Here is a 16,965-nt window from a genome sequence, read left to right as displayed (position 1 = left end):
GGGTGAGGCCGGTGGTTCGAGTCCTCCCAGACCCACCACCCTGACGGAATGAGCGGTAAAACTCTGAATTGCGCACACACATAAAGATTTGAAGCATCGAAGGCGTTGAGGCCTGCGGTGCGTTCTTTGAAAAACTGGAATGTAGCGAGCGTTTTGAGACGGAATGTCCAGACGTGTCGTAGAGGCTAAGGCGAGTGTCGAGAGACACTTTATTAATTGAGTCGTTATATTCGAGTTCGGGCGTTGTACCCCCGAACCCTATGGCTCCGAGGCGACTTGGGGTTATATGGTCAAGCGAATAAGCGCACACGGTGGATGCCTTGGCGGTCAGAGGCGATGAAGGACGTGGCAGCCTGCGAAAAGCGTGGGGGAGCTGGCAACAAGCATTGATCCCGCGATGTCCGAATGGGGAAACCCACCTAGCAATAGGTATCCTGCAGTGAATACATAGCTGCTGGAAGCGAACCCGGAGAACTGAAATATCTAAGTACCCGGAGGAAAAGAAATCAACCGAGATTCCCTAAGTAGTGACGAGCGAACGGGGACTAGCCCTTAAGTTGCATGAGCTTCAGCAAAAGAACCTGGAAAGGTTCGCCGTAGAAGGTGACAGCCCTGTATGCGAAGGGGCTCATGCGATGAAATCGAGTAGGGCGGGGCACGAGAAACCCTGTCTGAACATGGGGGGACCATCCTCCAAGGCTAAATACTCCTGACCGACCGATAGTGAACCAGTACCGTGAGGGAAAGGCGAAAAGAACCCTGGTGAAGGGAGTGAAATAGATCCTGAAACCGTGTGCGTACAAGCAGTAGGAGCCCGCAAGGGTGACTGCGTACCTTTTGTATAATGGGTCAGCGACTTACTGTTCGTGGCAAGCTTAACCGTATAGGGGAGGCGAAGGGAAACCGAGTCTGATAAGGGCGCATAGTCGCGGGCAGTAGACCCGAAACCGGGTGATCTAGTCATGCCCAGGGTGAAGGTTGAGTAACATCAACTGGAGGCCCGAACCCACTCCCGTTGCAAAGGTAGGGGATGAGGTGTGATTAGGAGTGAAAAGCTAATCGAACCCGGAGATAGCTGGTTCTCCTCGAAAGCTATTTAGGTAGCGCCTCGGACGAATACTACTGGGGGTAGAGCACTGTTATGGCTAGGGGGTCATTGCGACTTACCAAACCATGGCAAACTCCGAATACCAGTACGTACTATCCGGGAGACACACGGCGGGTGCTAACGTCCGTCGTGAAAAGGGAAACAACCCAGACCCACAGCTAAGGTCCCAAATTCATCGCTAAGTGGTGAACGATGTGGAAAGGCACAGACAGCCAGGAGGTTGGCTTAGAAGCAGCCACCCTTTAAAGAAAGCGTAATAGCTCACTGGTCGAGTCGGTCTGCGCGGAAGATTTAACGGGGCTAAGCGATGAACCGAAGCTTGGGGTGCATACTTTGTATGCGCGGTAGAGGAGCGTTCCGTAAGCCGATGAAGGTGGATTGAGAAGTCTGCTGGAGGTATCGGAAGTGCGAATGCTGACATGAGTAACGATAATGCGGGTGAAAAGCCCGCACGCCGAAAGCCCAAGGTTTCCTTGCGCAACGTTAATCGACGCAGGGTGAGTCGGCCCCTAAGGCGAGGCAGAAATGCGTAGTCGATGGGAAGCAGGTTAATATTCCTGCACCTCGCGTAAGTGCGATGGAGGGACGGAGAAGGTTAGGCAGGCCAGGCGTTGGTTGTCCTGGTGAGAGAGTTGAGGCGGTCCCCTTAGGCAAATCCGGGGGGGCAACGTTGAGACTAAGGACCGGCCCATTAGGGCTAGGCTGCTGATATCACGCTTCCAGGAAAAGCTCCTAAGCTTCAGCTTACGCAGACCGTACCGTAAACCGACACAGGTGGGCAGGATGAGAATTCTCAGGCGCTTGAGAGAACTCGGGTGAAGGAACTAGGCAAAATAGCACCGTAACTTCGGGAGAAGGTGCGCCCTCCATGGTTAATAGCTGAGGGGGGCCGCAGTGACCAGGCCGCTGCGACTGTTTATCAAAAACACAGCACTCTGCAAACACGAAAGTGGACGTATAGGGTGTGACGCCTGCCCGGTGCTGGAAGGTTAATTGATGGGGTTAGCCGCAAGGCGAAGCTCTTGATCGAAGCCCCAGTAAACGGCGGCCGTAACTATAACGGTCCTAAGGTAGCGAAATTCCTTGTCGGGTAAGTTCCGACCTGCACGAATGGCGTAACGACAGCGGCGCTGTCTCCACCCGAGACTCAGTGAAATTGAAATCGCTGTGAAGATGCAGCGTTCCCGCGGCAAGACGGAAAGACCCCGTGAACCTTTACTATAGCTTTACATTGAACGTTGAGTTCGTCTGTGTAGGATAGGTGGGAGGCTATGAAACTGTGGCGCTAGCTGCAGTGGAGCCATCCTTGAAATACCACCCTGTCGTGCTTGACGTTCTAACCTGGGCCCGTTATCCGGGTCGGGGACCATGTATGGTGGGTAGTTTGACTGGGGCGGTCTCCTCCCAAAGTGTAACGGAGGAGCACGAAGGTACGCTCAGCGCGGTCGGACATCGCGCACTGTGTGCAAAGGCATAAGCGTGCTTGACTGCAAGATCGACGGATCAAGCAGGTACGAAAGTAGGTCTTAGTGATCCGGTGGTTCTGTATGGAAGGGCCATCGCTCAACGGATAAAAGGTACTCCGGGGATAACAGGCTGATACCGCCCAAGAGTTCATATCGACGGCGGTGTTTGGCACCTCGATGTCGGCTCATCACATCCTGGGGCTGTAGTCGGTCCCAAGGGTATGGCTGTTCGCCATTTAAAGTGGTACGCGAGCTGGGTTCAGAACGTCGTGAGACAGTTCGGTCCCTATCTGTCGTGGGCGTTGGAGATTTGAGAGGGGCTGCTCCTAGTACGAGAGGACCGGAGTGGACGAACCTCTGGTGTTCCGGTTGTCACGCCAGTGGCACTGCCGGGTAGCTATGTTCGGAAGCGATAACCGCTGAAAGCATCTAAGCGGGAAGCGCGCCTCAAGATGAGATCTCCCGGGAGCTCGACTCCCCTAAAGGAACCATCAAGACTAGGTGGTTGATAGGCAGGGTGTGTAAGTGCGGCAACGCATTGAGCTAACCTGTACTAATGATCCGTGTGGCTTGACCATATAACCTCAAGTGGCCTTGGACTCGACGACGCGTCGACACTCCAATCCAACACTGACTCGCTACATTCCAATCTATTCGCCGACAACGGGTACCATTCCGTTGAAAGCAAACCCACGTGAGCGTGAGCGCAACTCAATCCATCGAGACCTGCGACCCTCCACCCTCTCCCTGGTGATAATAGCTGTGTGGAACCACCCGATCCCATCCCGAACTCGGAAGTGAAACGCACATGCGCCGATGGTAGTGTGGCTTAAGCCATGCAAGAGTAGGTCATCGCCAGGGGCTTTTCCCAGAAGGCCGGATCCCAAGGATCCGGCCTTCTTCTTTTGCACCACGAAAACATCATCGACGGCTGCGCCCCGAGAGTTTCTGCAGCGCACGCGCCTGTATCGGGCCACGGGGCCGTAGACCGCGTCGCACGTCGACTGCTACCGCAAGCGCTCGATCGCTACAAAAAGAAACGCGGACATTCAGCCGTGCTGCACACTCGGGCCGCCGACTGCGGTTAAACTCGCCGGGCTGCAGGTCACCGGCATCGCGCCGGTCGCAGTTTGCCGGCCATATCGCCCCCGACGGGGCTTGGCCGCGCCGCCGACGCCCGCCGCGCGATGACGCTCCGGGATCGGCTCCGTCGAAAGGAGAGGCGAAAGATGAAGTTCACAATCACCGGCAAGGTCCGTCACCGTTAAGTCGGTGTACCCAGCCCGGGATCCGCTCGTTTCGGATCCGCGCCGGGCTGCGTTTGGCTGACCGCTGTTCGTTCCAGGCCGCTGTGGCCCTGGATCGCTCGCGCACGTCCGCCTCCCACTCCCGTTACTCGTCCGGCGCCCATCGGGCGCCTGTTCGCTCGCATGCGTCGCGCGTCCGCGCCGGTTCCGGCGCGTCGCGGGATCGGCGCTGCGGCGGGAGTCGTTCCAGTTCCAGCGCAGGCCGCGCCCGATCGGCCACGCCTCGCATGGACACGCTCAAACAAGGCACAACGCCATGATGATTTTTCGTTGGTTCGAATCGTTGATCGACCCGTTCCGTCCAGCGCCGGCGCAGATGCCGCCGCGTTCGGTCGCGGGGTTTTATTGGCACTTCATCCGTCAGGCCTGGCCGATCTTCGTGATCCTGACCGTAGTCGGTTTCTTCGTCGCCATCGTCGAGGTGGTGATGTTCGACTACCTCGGCAAAGTGGTCGACCTGGTCAACACCACGCCGGCTCCGGAGCTGTTCGCCCGCCACGGCGACGAGCTGCTGTGGATGGCGCTGGTGATGCTGGTCGCGCGGCCGGTCTGCCTGGGCCTGCACGACCTGTTGCTCAACCAGACCGTGCATCCGAACATGACCAATCTGGTGCGCTGGCAAACCCATCGCTACATGCTGCGGCAGAGCCTGAGTTTCTTCCAGAACGACTTCGCGGGCCGCGTCGCCAACCGGATCATGCAGACCGGTCCGTCGCTGCGCGAATCCACCACCCAGGCCTTCGATGCGATCTGGTACGTGGTCGTGTACTCGGCGTCGGCGATCTACCTGTTCGCCCAGGCCGACGTCTGGCTGGTGGCGCCGCTGGCGGTGTGGATCGTGTTGTTCATCGGTTTGATGCGCTACTTCGTGCCGCGGGTGAAGCTGCGTTCGTGGCGGGCCTCGGACGCGCGTTCCAAGCTGATGGGGCGCATCGTCGACGGCTACACCAATATCGCCACGCTGAAGCTGTTCGCGCACTCGCGGCGCGAGGAGGAATACGTGGCCGAAGCGATGGTCGAGCAGACCCAGCGCTCGCGCGACATGACCCGCATGACCACGTTGATGGGCGTCAGCATCACCACCCTCAACGGCTTGTTGATCGTCGGCACCACCGGCCTCGCGCTGTGGCTGTGGCACAAGGGCTCGATCACGGTCGGCGCGATCGCGCTGGCCACCGGCCTGGTGATCCGCATCCACAACATGTCGGGCTGGATCATGTGGACCGTGAACGGCATCTTCGAGGACATCGGCACGGTGCAGGACGGCATCGAGACGATCTCCAAGCCGTTGACCGTGGTCGATCGAGACGGCGCCAAGCCGCTGCAGGTGACCCAGGGCGAGGTGCGCTTCGAGAACGTGCACTTCCACTACGGCAAGGACGCCGGCCTGATCGCCGACCTCGACTTGCAGGTCAAGCCGGGCGAAAAGATCGGCCTGGTCGGTCCGTCGGGCGCGGGCAAGTCGACGTTGATGAACATCCTGCTGCGCCTGTACGACCTGGAGGGCGGCCGCATCGCGGTCGACGGCCAGGACATCGCCGGCGTCACTCAGGAAAGCCTGCGTTCGCAGATCGGCGTGGTCACTCAGGACACCTCGCTGTTGCACCGTTCGATCCGCGACAACCTGCTGTACGGGCGACCGGGCGCGAGCGACGAGGAGATGCTCGAGGCGGTGCGCAAGGCGCGTGCGGATGAGTTCATTCCGGAACTGGTCGACGGCGAGGGCCGCGTGGGCTACGAGGCCCTGGTGGGCGAGCGCGGGGTGAAACTGTCGGGTGGCCAGCGCCAGCGCGTGGCGATCGCGCGGGTGCTGTTGAAGAACGCGCCGATCCTGATCCTCGACGAGGCGACCTCGGCGCTGGACTCGGAGGCCGAGGCGGCGATCCAGGAAAGCCTGGAAACGCTGATGGCCGGCAAGACGGTGATCGCGATCGCGCATCGGCTCTCGACCATCGCGCGCATGGATCGGCTGGTGGTGATGGACAAAGGCCGCATCATCGAGACCGGGACGCACGAGCAGCTGATCGCGCGCGACGGACTGTATGCGCGACTGTGGAAGCGGCAGACCGGCGGGTTCGTGGGGGTGGAGGCGTAAGCCTCCACCGCGCCAGCGCGGAGTGGGCGCGCCGATCGATTGCAAGCCCTCCTCCCCTTGTGAGAGGAGGGCTTTTTGTTTTGAGCGAGGCGAGCCGCGAGCGCGGCCTCCGGCTTGCGTCGTATGTGCGAGGTCGCGGTCGCGGCTTGCGCCGCTCCTACAGGAGGGCGTCGGTCGGAACTTGGAGCCGGTTGAAACAAGGCTCGGGCGGAATTAAGCCATCGGTCAGGGCGCGGAGTCCGTCAGAGCGGCGAGCGTGTCAGAACGCGGAGCCCATCGGAGCAACCAGTCCATCGGAACCAGCGGCCCGTCAGAACAAGCGGCTCGTCAGAACAAGGAGCCGGTAGTACCGCGGCCGCCATCGTCGGGCGAGCCCTGGCGCTTGCGCACCCAACCGCCGACGCCGGAAGGCTGGTGCGCCGGCGCCGGCGCCGCCGGCCGCGCGGCGCTGCGTTCGCGTTCCTGCCGGTGCGCGTTTCGGCCATCGCCTTGAACTGGCGCTCGCGCTGCAGCCAGAGCTCGTCCAGGCTCGGATCGGCGACCAGGGCGGCGGCGCCGAGGTCGGCTTCGCTGGCTTCGTCGGGAATGTGCTGGAACGGGATGCGCATCGGCGCGGCGCCCTGCGCCAGCGCGTCCTGCATCGCGCCGAAGTACAGGCGGTTGTTGCCGTAGCGCCGGTTGACCTGGTCGAGCACGCGGGTGAGCGCATGGTTGCGCTCGCGTTCGGGAAACAGCGCGGCGCTGTCGCCGGCATTGGGCAGCAGGTCGATCAGCGACACCGCCACCGACAGCGGCGGGAACCGTTCCACCCGCCAGCGCCCGCGGGCGGCGGCGCGCAGCAGCGGTTCCAGCGCATCGGCCATGAGCTTGAGCAAGGTCGGCGAGTCGTCCAGCGGCGCGAACGACAGGTCGCGGCTGTAGCGCTGTTCGCGGCCGACGAAGCGCACGTGCAGGCTCAGCCCGCGCGCCTTGCAGCCCTCCTGGCGCAACCGCATCGCCGCTTTCGCCAGCAGCTTGAACAGCACCGAGCGCATGCCCTCGGCGCTGCGCATCTGCGGGTCGAGCACGTGCGAGTGGCCGACCGAGGCGACCGCGGCGCGTTGCCGCGTCGGCGGTTCGATGCCGCGCAACTGCGCCCAGAAGCGTTCGCCCTCGATACCGCCCCAGATCGCCTTGAGCCGTTCGCGCGGCGCGGCGGTGAGCTGGGCGACGGTGTCGATGCCGGCGCCGTTGAGCCGCTGCAGCATCGACGGGCCGATGCCGCACAGGTCCTGCAACTGCAGTCCATGCAGCGCCTGCGGCAGGTCGGTCGATTCGATCACGGTGAGGCCGTCGACCTTGTCGAGGTCGGACGCGGTCTTGGCCAGGAAGGTGTTCGGCGCGATGCCGACCGAACAGCGGATCGGGTCCAGCCCGCGCTCGATCAGCGTGCGCTTGATCCTGCGCGCGATCGCCACGGCGTTGTCGCGCTCGCGTTCGCGGCCGATCAGGCGGCAGGCGACTTCGTCGATCGACAGCGGCTTGCCGTCGATGGGGATGCAGTCCTGGATCGCGGCGATCAGGCGATGGTGCAGCTCGACGTAGCGCGCCGGCCGCGCCTGCACCAGGACGATGTCGGGACAGCGCTCCAGCGCCTCGCGCACCGGCGTGCCGGTCTTGACGCCGTGGACCTTGGCCTCGCGGCTGGCGGCGATGCAGCAAGTGGTGGCCGCCATCACCGGTACCACGCCGACCGGGCGCCCGCGCAACTCCTCGCGGTCGAACTGCTCGACCGAGGCGAAGTAGGAATTGAAGTCGACGAACAGGCAACGCAGGGTCACGGCGGCGGGGCCATGCTGGGGACGTCAGTATCGCGCTGTGCGGCGGATGGCGCAGCGCGGCGGTTGTTCATCTTCCGCAGCTTCAGTCTCAGGTGACGAGATTCGTTTCCATTTCAACGGGTTGCGGGTTGTACCGCGGTGGATGAATGGCGCGGCGTTGGGTACGGTGCCAGACGCGACCGCGACATCGCGCTTGCGTCGTATGTGCGGCTTCGCGGTCGCGGCTTGCGCCGCTCCTACACGCAGGAAATCGCGGTCAAGCCAGAGGCGGGCGGCCGCGCTGGGCCGCCCGCGAGGGGCTCACTTCAGTCGGTCGACGGCCTGATAGATCGCAGCGAGCGAGTGGCTGCGATTGCCGCTGCCGGCGATCGCGGCGATGGCGGCGTCGGCGTCCAGGCCGCGTTCGCCGGCCAGGCGCCGGATCAGCACCGCGGCTTCGTCGAGCCGCAGTTCGCGCACGTCGACGTGGGCGAAGCAACGGCCTGGCCGCACCAGCGCATCGTCGAGGTCGCCGACATTCGGCAGGTTGGTCGAGAAGACGATCTTGCGGCCCTGCGCGCGCACCACGCCGTCGGCGATGGCGAGGAAGCGGTGCAGGTGCTCGTTGCCTTCGGCGCGCGGGCGCAGCAGGTGGTCGGCGTCCTCGACGACGAAGGCGTGGTCGTCGCCGGTGATGAACTTGACGTAGATCTCGTCGCACTCCAGCGCTTTCTTGTCGCCGGTGTACAGCGCCTGCGCGCTGCCTTCGTTGCGGCGCGAGATCTCGCCGAGGATGGCGCGGATCAACCGGGTCTTGCCGGTGCCGGGCCGGCCCTGCAGCACCAGCACGGTTTCCTTGGCGCGCAGGTAGCGGTCGATGAAGCCGGCGACGTCGCCGATTTCGGGGTAGGCCTCGTCGAGCAGCACGTCGTCGGCGAGCTCTTCGATGCTGGCGCTTTGCAATTCGCCGTTGCCGCTGAGGAAGTTCCAGTCGATGGAGAACATCGGCTCGCGGATCCGCACCGGTTCGATGCGCGCCTGCACGGCTTGCAGGACCGCTTCGGCGCGTTCGACCGAGTCGGCCCAGATGCCGAAATAGAACGAACAATAGTCGGCCTTGCTGCCGGCGCGGGCATCGACGAACACGCCTTCGCCGTCGAGCAGCAGGTTGCGGCCGCTGGGGCGGTGCGCGCTCAGGCCGAGCTGGGTCGCGAGGTCGTCGAACATGGCGTCGACGTGGGTGCGCGCGGCCAGGCGCAGCGAGCGGTGGATCGGGTAGCGGGCGACGCCGCGGTCGAGCGCGGCGGCGAGGCGGGTGTTGAGGATCAGCGAGGACAGGTCCCAGAGCTGATGATTGAAGACAGCGCCGTAAGGCGAGTGGTCGGTACTCATGATGATGTGGGCGAGCCGCCCGGGTTGGGGGCGCGGCGTCCGTTGCCGCGACTGGAACGCGCCGGCCGGAGACGGCGGGCGCGCGCATTGTCCGGCCGCAGGGGGCCGGAGGGAACCGGGTGTCCGTTCGGAAGCGACGAACGGAGCGGGTCGTGCAGCCGGCGGGAGGCGTTCTATCGACGCCGCCTCGACGAGCGGCGCAACGCGCCCGTTTGTCCGGCGTAGGGCGGCGAAACCACACCGGCCATCCGGCCGCGAGCGATGAAACCCGATCGTCAGCCCGGCCGCAGGCGGCCGGGCGCGATCCGATCCGCGGCCGACAGCGGCCGCCGCGGAAACTTACAGCACCACCGGCGGCTCGCCGCCGACGATGACGACGTCCGCCTTGCGTCGCGCGAACAGGCCGACCGCGACCACGCCCGGGATCTGGTTGAGCGCGTTTTCCAGCTTGACCGGCTCGGTGATGGCCAGGTTGTGGATGTCGAGGATGACGTTGCCGTTGTCGGTGACCACGCCGTTGCCGGCCGCATCCTGGCGCCACACCGGCTGGCCGCCGGTGATCGCCACGATCTGGCGCGCGACCAGGCTGCGCGCCATCGGGATCACTTCCACCGGCAGCGGGAACTTGCCGAGCACCTTGACCTGCTTGGACGGGTCGACGATGCAGACGAACTTGGCGCTGGCCTCGGCGATGATTTTCTCGCGGGTCAGCGCGGCGCCGCCGCCCTTGATCAGGCACTTGTTCGGATCGCACTCGTCGGCGCCGTCGACGTACAGCGACAACTGGCCGGCGCTGTTGAGGTCGAGCACCTCGATGCCGAGTTCGCGCAGCAGCGCCGTGCTCTGTTCCGAGCTGGACACCGCGCCCTTGATGCGCTCCTTGATCCGGCCCAGGGCCTGGATGAAATAGGCGACGGTGGAGCCGGTGCCGACGCCGACGATCATGCCGTCTTCGATGTAGTCGATGGCTTTTTCGGCTGCCAGGCGCTTGGTTTCGCTCATGTTCGTCCAGGGTGTGGTGGTTGGGTACGGGAACAGGGAATGGGCAGCAGGGCATCGGGAAACGCGGGAGCCGCTGTCGCGAATCTCCGTTGCCGATGCCCCGCTCCCGGCGACATCACTCCATCGCCAGCAACAGCTTCCATTGCGCCGCCGACACCGGCAGCACCGAGAGTCGGTTGCCGCGGCGGGTCAGGGCGAAATCCTCGCCGAGTTCGTCGGCGCGGGCCTTGATCTCGTCGAGCGCGATGGTGCGCGAGAGCTTGCGTTCGAACGCCACGTCCACCAACAGCCAGCGCGGGTCCTCGCGGGTGCTCTTGGGATCGTGGTAGTCGGACTTGGGATCGAACTGGGTCGGATCCGGATACGCCTCGGCGGCGATGGTGGCGATGCCGACGATGCCGGGCACCGCGGTGTTGGAGTGATAGAACAGAACGCCGTCGCCCACCTTCATGCCGTCGCGCATGTAGTTGCGGGCCTGGTAGTTGCGCACGCCGTTCCATGGCTCGGTGCGTACGCGTTCAAGATCGTCGATGGAGAAGGTGTCCGGTTCGGACTTCATCAGCCAGTAGCGGCGTCGTGCGGTCATGCGGGGGGCTCGCAAGGTTCGGATGCGGGGGCAGTCGCATCGCGGTTGGGGGATATCAGACGTACAGCGCGGAGCGGCAGTCCACGGTGCCGGCTTCGGTGCACACGGCGTCCAGCGCGACATCCCAGTCGGCGGCGTCGAGGCGCTCGACGCGCTGCAGTTCGAAGCCGGCGCCGACCAGCCAGGGCGGGGCGGGGCGGCGTTGGCGGAAGGCGAGGCTGCGATCGTACCAGCCGCCGCCCATGCCGAGCCGGTGGCCGCGGCCGTCGAATCCGACCAGCGGCAGCACGATCAGGCTCATCTGCTCGGGTTCGAGCAGCGATTCGGGCGCCAGCGCCGGCTCGGGGATGCCGAACCGGTTGGCGACCAAGGCGTCGCCCGGGCGCCACGGCGCGAAACGCAGGCGCTGGTCGGCGTGCAGCACCGGCAGGCAGTAGACGCAATCGCGCGGCAGGCGCAGCTGCCAGGCGTGCAGGGCGATTTCGCCGTCCATGGCCCAGTAGCCGGCGACGTAGCCCGACGGCGGCGCGAACGGCAGCGCGAGCAGTTGCGCGGCGAGCGCCTCGGCGCCGCCGATGCGGGCGGCGGCGGGCAGGTTGCGGCGGCGCGCGCGCAGTTCGCGGCGCAGGGTGGTGCGGTCGTCCGTCATGCGGTCGGGGGGCTCGGCATGGTGGGTGCGGGGCGAGGGCGGGCCCGCGTACATAAGGAAACGGGCGCGAAATCACCTGGGGTGACGTCGCGCCCGTTCCGGGAAAAGTAGTCCTCCGCCAATGGCGATGCTTGCGAAACGACCTTGAACCCGGGGTTCAAGTGGGAACGCTTGGACGCCTTCGGGCTTCCCGCTGCGAGGCGGACCTGCACTCCAGGCTTCCGGCGCGTCCCCGGTGTCGTCATTAAGGGACAAGGCGAATGTTTGCGCACGCCGTCGCGCACAGCAGAGGACGTGCGCGCAGTATAGCGCGCGCATGCCGGCAGGCGAATCCGCTCGTCGGCGATGGTTCATGCGTTCGTCGTCGCGCGGCATGAACGGGGCGCGGCGTGACGCGCGTCGCGCCGCGTCGCAGCGTGCGCGCGCGGTTTCCGTTAACGAGAACGATGTCGCGATGTGCGCGTCGTACCGGTTCGCGGCGCGCGATCGGCCGGGCGTCGTCGCCGTCGCGTTGCCGAGACGATGCGGCGGCGGACCGCTTCAGCGCGAGGCCGCGTCGAACAGGCTGTCGAGCTTGCGGTGCAGGTCGTCGAGGGTGCGCGCCAGCTCGCGTTCGCGGCCGCCGCTTTCGCCGCGCAGCTGCTGCAGTTCGTGGGCGAAGTTGAGCGCGGCCAGCACCGCGACGCGGTCGAGCGCGGCCATGCGGTTGCCGCCGCGGATCTCGCGCATCTTGCCGTCGAGCATGCGCGCGGCGGCGAGCAGGTCTTCGCGTTCGTTGGGCTCGCAGCCGACCGTGTACTCGCGGTCGAGCAGGCGGATGCTGACGGCTTCGCTCGTCGTACTCATGCGGGCAGGCTCATGGGCGAGTTCGGGGGACTGCGTGTGCGGCGGGGACGTGCTCAGGTGTGCTGCTCCAGCGACTTGAGCCGGGCGATCATGGCTTCGACGCGGGTGCGCGCCTGTTCGTTCTTGGCCAGCAGGGCCGAACGTTCGCCGACCAGTTGCTCCTGCTGCTGGCGCAGGCTGCGGTTCTCGTCGCTGAGCCGGCGCACGCGGTCGCCGAGTTCATCGACCCGGGCGAGCACGGCTTGCAGTTCGGCGATCAGTTCGGCGCGATCCATCCCGGCACGATGGCAGGAGCGGGCGGGGGTGGTCAAGGCGGACGCGCGGCCGGTTGCGCCGCGGTTGCAGAAGCGGATATCCGGCGCGGCGTGGCGCGCGGCGCAGGGCAGGACCTGTCTGCCTGCCGTATTCAGCGACGATGCGGCTCGTCGCGAGCGGGTTGCGGGAGACGGCCCGCATCCGATCCGCCCCCGCGCCGCGGTTGGCGTAGGGGCGGACCACCGCGCAGCCGGCGTGGCGAGGCCGGCCGCGCGGCGGTCCTGTAACGCGAAGGCGCGTGCCGGGACCGGCCGTGGCCCGCGGCGTCGCGGCCGGGCAGGCTCGGGGCGAGCCCGGCGCAGACCTTACAGGCTCGGGACGGGCGCGCCCGTCCCCGCCCGGCTCAGGGCCGCAGTTCGAACAACGCCGGCAGCGGCGGCCGCTCCGACGGCACTTTGCGGAAACGGCCGAATCCGGCCTCGCTGGCCATGGCGCGGGCGCGCTTCTCGCCCATGAACGCGCCCAGCCCGGCGCCGTCGTGCGACAGCGAGCAGGTCATGCAGTACAGCGTGCTCTGCGGATACATGACCCGGCCGAACAGGTTCATGTTCTCGTGCAGTTCCTCCGACAGGTTGAGCTCGACCATCAGGTAGGTGCCGTCGTCGGCGGTCGCCGCGCGCAGGTCGCGCAGCATCTGCTGCGGGTCGGCGGCGTCGTGGATGACCACGAAGGTGGTCACGAAGTCGAACGTCTGCCCGACCAGGACGTCGGAATCGGCGACTTCGAAACTGACCCGGTCGGCGACGCCGGCCGCTACGGCATTCGCGCGCGCGCGTTCGATCGAAGGCAGGTGGAAGTCGCAGCCGACCACGCGCGACTTGGGATAGGCCAGGGCCATGGTGATCGCGGCCAGGCCGCTGCCGCAGCCGAAGTCCATGACCGTGCCGCCGGCGCGCAGCTTGTCCTCGACCCCGTCGAGCGAGGGAATCCAGCGCTGCACCAGATGGTGCTTGTACCAGGGCATGGTCATGCGCTCCATGCCTTGCCAGGTCTCCAGCGGGTAGGCCTCCTCCGGCGCGCCGCCGCCGTTGCGGAAGGCCTCGGCGATGCGCGGGGCCATGCTCACGAACGGCACGCTGAGCTGCAGGATGCCGCCGGCGAAGTAGGGCGAGTCCTCGTCGGCCAGCACCGGCGCGAACTCGTCGGGCAGGCGGTAGCGCCGCGTCTGCGGCTCGTAGTCGAGGTAGCCGCCGGTGACCATGCTGCCGAGCCACTCGCGCAGGTAGCGCGCGTTGAGGCCGGTGTCGCGCGCCAGTTCCTCCTGGGTCACCGCGCCCAGGCGCCACAGCGCCTTGAACAGGCCGACCTTGTCGCCGATGTAGAGCATCGCCCCGCGCAGGGTGTTGCCGTAGTCCTCCATGATCCGGGCCGAGAATTTCTCGACCTTGTCGGTGTCGATCGCGTTGCCGTCAGCCATTGCCGTGGTCCTCTCGAAGATGGGATCGCTTGAATGAAACGGAAGGCGCCGGCGCGCTCAGCGGCGGTGGCCGACTTCGGCGAGCACGCCGTCGACGATGGCCGCGGCCATGCCCAGGTGCGCCTGCGGTTCGAACAGCCGCGCCAGCCGGCCTTCGCCGACCGCGGCGAGCACGCGCGGATCGGCCTCGACCGCCTCGCGGATCGGCACGCGGTCGCGCTGGCAGGCCTGGGTCAGCTCGAAGATGATTTCGTAGGCGCTGCTCTTGCCGAGCTTGCCGGCCATCTCGAACACGAACGCTTCCATGCAGATCGAGTCGCTGAAGGCGCGCGCGTTGCGCTCCATCGCCGCGGCGTTGACGGTGAGGCCGGCGACGGTGTCGGTGAGCAGGCTGGTCGCCATCAGCGCGTAGTGCGAGACGTCGGCGACCGCGCACCATTCCAGGCGGGTGCCGCGGTAGTCGCGCTCGTGTTCCAGGATCATCGCGTCCAGCGCCAGCGCGACCTGGGCCTTGGCCAGCCGCGCCATCACCACCACCTGCTCGCAGCCCTCGGGATTGCGCTTGTGCGGCATGGTGCTGCTGCCGATCTGGTGCTCGTTCCAGCCGACCTCGACCTCGCCGATCTCCCAGCGGTTGAGGGTGCGGATCTCGTCGGCCGCGCGCGCCAGGGTCGCGGTCATCATCGCCAGGGTGCTGACGAATTCGGCGACGCGGTCGCGCGCCACGTGCCAGCCGGCCAGCGGCACGTCCAGGCCGAGCCGGCGCGCGAACGCTTCCAGCAGCGGCATCGCCTTGGGCCCGAACGCGGCCATGGTGCCGACGCCGCCGAACAGCTGCACCACCAGCACCCGCTGGCGCGCCTGGCGCAGGCGGTCGCGGTGGCGCAGCAGTTCGTCGATCCAGCCGGCGACCTTGAGCCCGAAGGTGGTCGGCAGCGCCGGGATCGAATGGGTGCGCGCGACCATCACCGAGTTGCGGTGGCGGTCGGCCAGCGCCGACAGCCGCAGCAGCAGGCCGTCGAGCGCTTCGTCGAGCGTGTCGAGCACGTCGCGCAGTTCCAGCGATTGCGCGGTGTCCTGGATGTCCTGGGTGGTGGCGCCGTAGTGGACGAACTCGCGCGCGTCGGGGCTGCAGGCGTCCTGCAGCGCGTGCAGCAAAGGCATCAGCGAGTGGCCGGTGCGGGCCACGCCTTCGGCGATGCGTTCCAGGTCCATCGCCGGCAGCACCGCGCGGCGCTGGATTTCCAGCGCGGCCGCGCGCGGGATCATGCCGACGTCGGCCTGGGCCATGGCCAGCGCGGCTTCCACGTCGAGCCAGCGCTGCAGGCGGCAACGGCTGCAGAAGATCGCGCGGGTGGCGGCGTGGGCGTAGCCGCCGCCGTGGGTCTTGGAATCGAGTACGTGGCTGTGCTCGTGCCGGCAATCGGCGAGCGCGTGGGTGTGGCCGTCGGCGCAATGGGCCGAGGCGGTGAACGCCGCGGGCGGCGGCAGCGGGATTTGGACCAGGGTCTGGGGTTCCATCGCATTCCTTCCGTTCTCGGTGGCGGGGTGGAAACGCTTGCGGTTGCGATGTTGCGTTCAGTGCCCGGACGCGGTTGCGCCCGATGTGTCGTGCGCGCCGTCGCCGGCGACCAGGTCGACCATGTCGGCGGCCAGTCCTACGTAGGTCACCGGATCGAGCAGGTCCTCCAGCGCCTGCGCGGCGAACGCGCCGCGGATGCGCGCGTCGCCGAGCAGCGCATCGCGGAACGGCAGGTCGCCGTGGCGCGCGTGCATGGAGGCTTCGTGGACCAGTTCGTGCGCGGTCTGCTTGCCGACCCGCTCGCCCAGCGCCAGCATCACCCGCTCCGACAGCAGCCGGCCGCCGAGCAGGTCGAGGTTGCTGCGCATGCGTTCGACCCGGATCTCCAGGCCGGCCGCGAGCACTTCGTCCATGCGCGCCAGCAGCGCGCCGGCGTAGACGAAGATTTCCGGCAGCGCCGCCCATTCGATCCGCCACGCGGTGCCGTCGCGTTCGTGCTGGTGGAACGCGGCGTCGGTGAGCGCCAGCATCTGCGCGCGGATCATCCGCGACAGCGCGCTGATCAGGTCGATGGTCGAGGGGTTCTGCTTGTGCGGCATGGTGCTGCTGCCGATCTTGCCGGCCGGCGCGCCCTCGCGGACTTCGTCGATCTCGGTGCGCTGCAGGTGGTAGACCTCGTTGGCGATGCGCCCGATCGTGACCGCGACCTGCACCAGCAGCCCGGCGACGTCGAGGATGCGGTCGCGCGCGCAGTGCCAGCTGGTGCGCGGCGCGCCCAGGCCGAGCCGGGCCAGGGTGCGCCGTTGCAGTTCGAAGCCGTGCGCGCCGAACGCGGCCATTGTGCCGACCGCGCCGGTGAGGTTGCCGACCATGACCCGTTCGTGCGTTTCGTCGAAGCGCTGCAGGTGGCGGTCGATCTCGTCGATCCACACCGCGACCTTGTAGCCGAACGTGGTCGGCAGCGCCTGCTGGCCGTGGGTGCGCGCGACCATCGGCGTGCTGCGGTGCGCGCGCGCCAGCGCCAGCAGGTGTTCGCGGATCGAACGCAGCCGCGCCAGGGTCAGCGCCCAGGCCTGCTTGATCTGCAGCATCAGGCCGGTGTCGAGGATGTCCTGGGTGGTCACGCCGTAATGCACGTACTCGCCCCAGCCGCCGCCGCAGCGTTCGGCCAGGGCGCGGATGGTCGGCACCAGGATGTGGCCGGTGCGGCGGTTTTCCTGGCCCAGCGCGACCAGGTCGAACTGTTCGGCGCAGGCGGCGCGGTCGATTTCCCGCGCCGCCTGCGCCGGGATCAGCCCCATCTCGGCCTGGGTCAGCGCCAGCGCGCGCTCGACTTCCAGCCACTGGCGCAGCTGGTTGCGGTCGCAGAACACCGCGGCGAACTCCGGCGCGGAGTAGACGCCGCCGTAGAGGCGCGATTCGGTGACGTGGCTGGGCATGGCGGCGGGCTCGGCTGGCTGG

Annotated in this window: 11 protein-coding genes, 1 tRNA gene, 2 rRNA genes and 1 other RNA gene (1 of these 15 running past the window's edge); 4 read left to right on the top strand and 11 right to left on the bottom strand. The window is 66.5% G+C overall.

The window, feature by feature from the left end:
- The 4 genes from JHW41_RS20340 to JHW41_RS20325 form a co-directional block, all read left to right on the top strand.
- A tRNA-Ile gene (locus JHW41_RS20340) sits at window positions 1–38 on the top strand (it extends 39 nt beyond the left edge of the window).
- A gap of 250 nt (window positions 39–288) precedes the next feature.
- A 23S ribosomal RNA gene (locus JHW41_RS20335) occupies window positions 289–3,152 on the top strand.
- 168 nt (window positions 3,153–3,320) lie between these two features.
- Window positions 3,321–3,435: ribosomal RNA gene (gene rrf, locus JHW41_RS20330) — 5S ribosomal RNA — on the top strand.
- Window positions 3,436–4,143: 708 nt separating this feature from the next.
- Window positions 4,144–5,976: an ABC transporter ATP-binding protein gene (locus JHW41_RS20325; RefSeq protein WP_250451140.1), complete on the top strand. Its 1,833-nt coding sequence runs from the start codon at window positions 4,144–4,146 to the stop codon at window positions 5,974–5,976.
- 242 nt (window positions 5,977–6,218) lie between these two features.
- Here the strand turns inward: JHW41_RS20325 and JHW41_RS20320 are convergent, their stop codons facing one another.
- The 11 genes from JHW41_RS20320 to purB all read right to left on the bottom strand — a co-directional run bounded on the left by JHW41_RS20320 (window position 6,219) and on the right by purB (window position 16,943).
- Window positions 6,219–7,796 carry a DNA polymerase Y family protein gene (locus tag JHW41_RS20320; RefSeq protein WP_250445175.1) on the bottom strand — a complete coding sequence of 526 codons (1,578 nt, stop codon included), beginning with the start codon at window positions 7,794–7,796 and terminating at the stop codon, window positions 6,219–6,221.
- A 300-nt stretch (window positions 7,797–8,096) separates the two neighbouring features.
- The gene (locus JHW41_RS20315; protein WP_250445173.1) at window positions 8,097–9,167 is read right to left on the bottom strand and encodes an ATP-binding protein; all 1,071 of its coding nucleotides are present in this window, start codon (window positions 9,165–9,167) and stop codon (window positions 8,097–8,099) included.
- 339 nt (window positions 9,168–9,506) lie between these two features.
- Entirely contained in the window at window positions 9,507–10,169 is a 663-nt protein-coding gene (rpiA, locus tag JHW41_RS20310; protein ID WP_250445171.1) for a ribose-5-phosphate isomerase RpiA, read from the bottom strand.
- 115 nt (window positions 10,170–10,284) lie between these two features.
- Window positions 10,285–10,755 carry an EVE domain-containing protein gene (locus JHW41_RS20305; protein ID WP_057946367.1) on the bottom strand — a complete coding sequence of 157 codons (471 nt, stop codon included), beginning with the start codon at window positions 10,753–10,755 and terminating at the stop codon, window positions 10,285–10,287.
- A 55-nt stretch (window positions 10,756–10,810) separates the two neighbouring features.
- Window positions 10,811–11,404: a 5-formyltetrahydrofolate cyclo-ligase gene (locus JHW41_RS20300; protein ID WP_250445162.1), complete on the bottom strand. Its 594-nt coding sequence runs from the start codon at window positions 11,402–11,404 to the stop codon at window positions 10,811–10,813.
- A gap of 108 nt (window positions 11,405–11,512) precedes the next feature.
- Window positions 11,513–11,699: non-coding RNA, 6S RNA (gene ssrS, locus JHW41_RS20295), on the bottom strand.
- 245 nt (window positions 11,700–11,944) lie between these two features.
- A complete protein-coding gene (locus tag JHW41_RS20290) occupies window positions 11,945–12,250 on the bottom strand; it encodes a cell division protein ZapA (RefSeq protein WP_057946369.1) in 306 nt (101 codons plus the stop codon).
- A 53-nt stretch (window positions 12,251–12,303) separates the two neighbouring features.
- Complete coding sequence (locus tag JHW41_RS20285) at window positions 12,304–12,525, bottom strand: TIGR02449 family protein (RefSeq protein WP_057946370.1); 222 nt, start codon at window positions 12,523–12,525, stop codon at window positions 12,304–12,306.
- Between the two features lie 383 nt (window positions 12,526–12,908).
- Window positions 12,909–13,982 carry a class I SAM-dependent methyltransferase gene (locus JHW41_RS20280; protein WP_250445160.1) on the bottom strand — a complete coding sequence of 358 codons (1,074 nt, stop codon included), beginning with the start codon at window positions 13,980–13,982 and terminating at the stop codon, window positions 12,909–12,911.
- A 57-nt stretch (window positions 13,983–14,039) separates the two neighbouring features.
- Window positions 14,040–15,503 carry a class-II fumarase/aspartase family protein gene (locus JHW41_RS20275; protein WP_250445158.1) on the bottom strand — a complete coding sequence of 488 codons (1,464 nt, stop codon included), beginning with the start codon at window positions 15,501–15,503 and terminating at the stop codon, window positions 14,040–14,042.
- Window positions 15,504–15,560: 57 nt separating this feature from the next.
- Entirely contained in the window at window positions 15,561–16,943 is a 1,383-nt protein-coding gene (gene purB, locus JHW41_RS20270) for an adenylosuccinate lyase (protein WP_250445156.1), read from the bottom strand.
- Window positions 16,944–16,965 lie beyond the last annotated feature (22 nt).

Origin of the sequence: Lysobacter enzymogenes, assembly GCF_023617245.1 — a bacterium.
Classification (GTDB): domain Bacteria; phylum Pseudomonadota; class Gammaproteobacteria; order Xanthomonadales; family Xanthomonadaceae; genus Lysobacter; species Lysobacter yananisis.
This window is presented reverse-complemented; position numbering and strand designations above follow the sequence as displayed.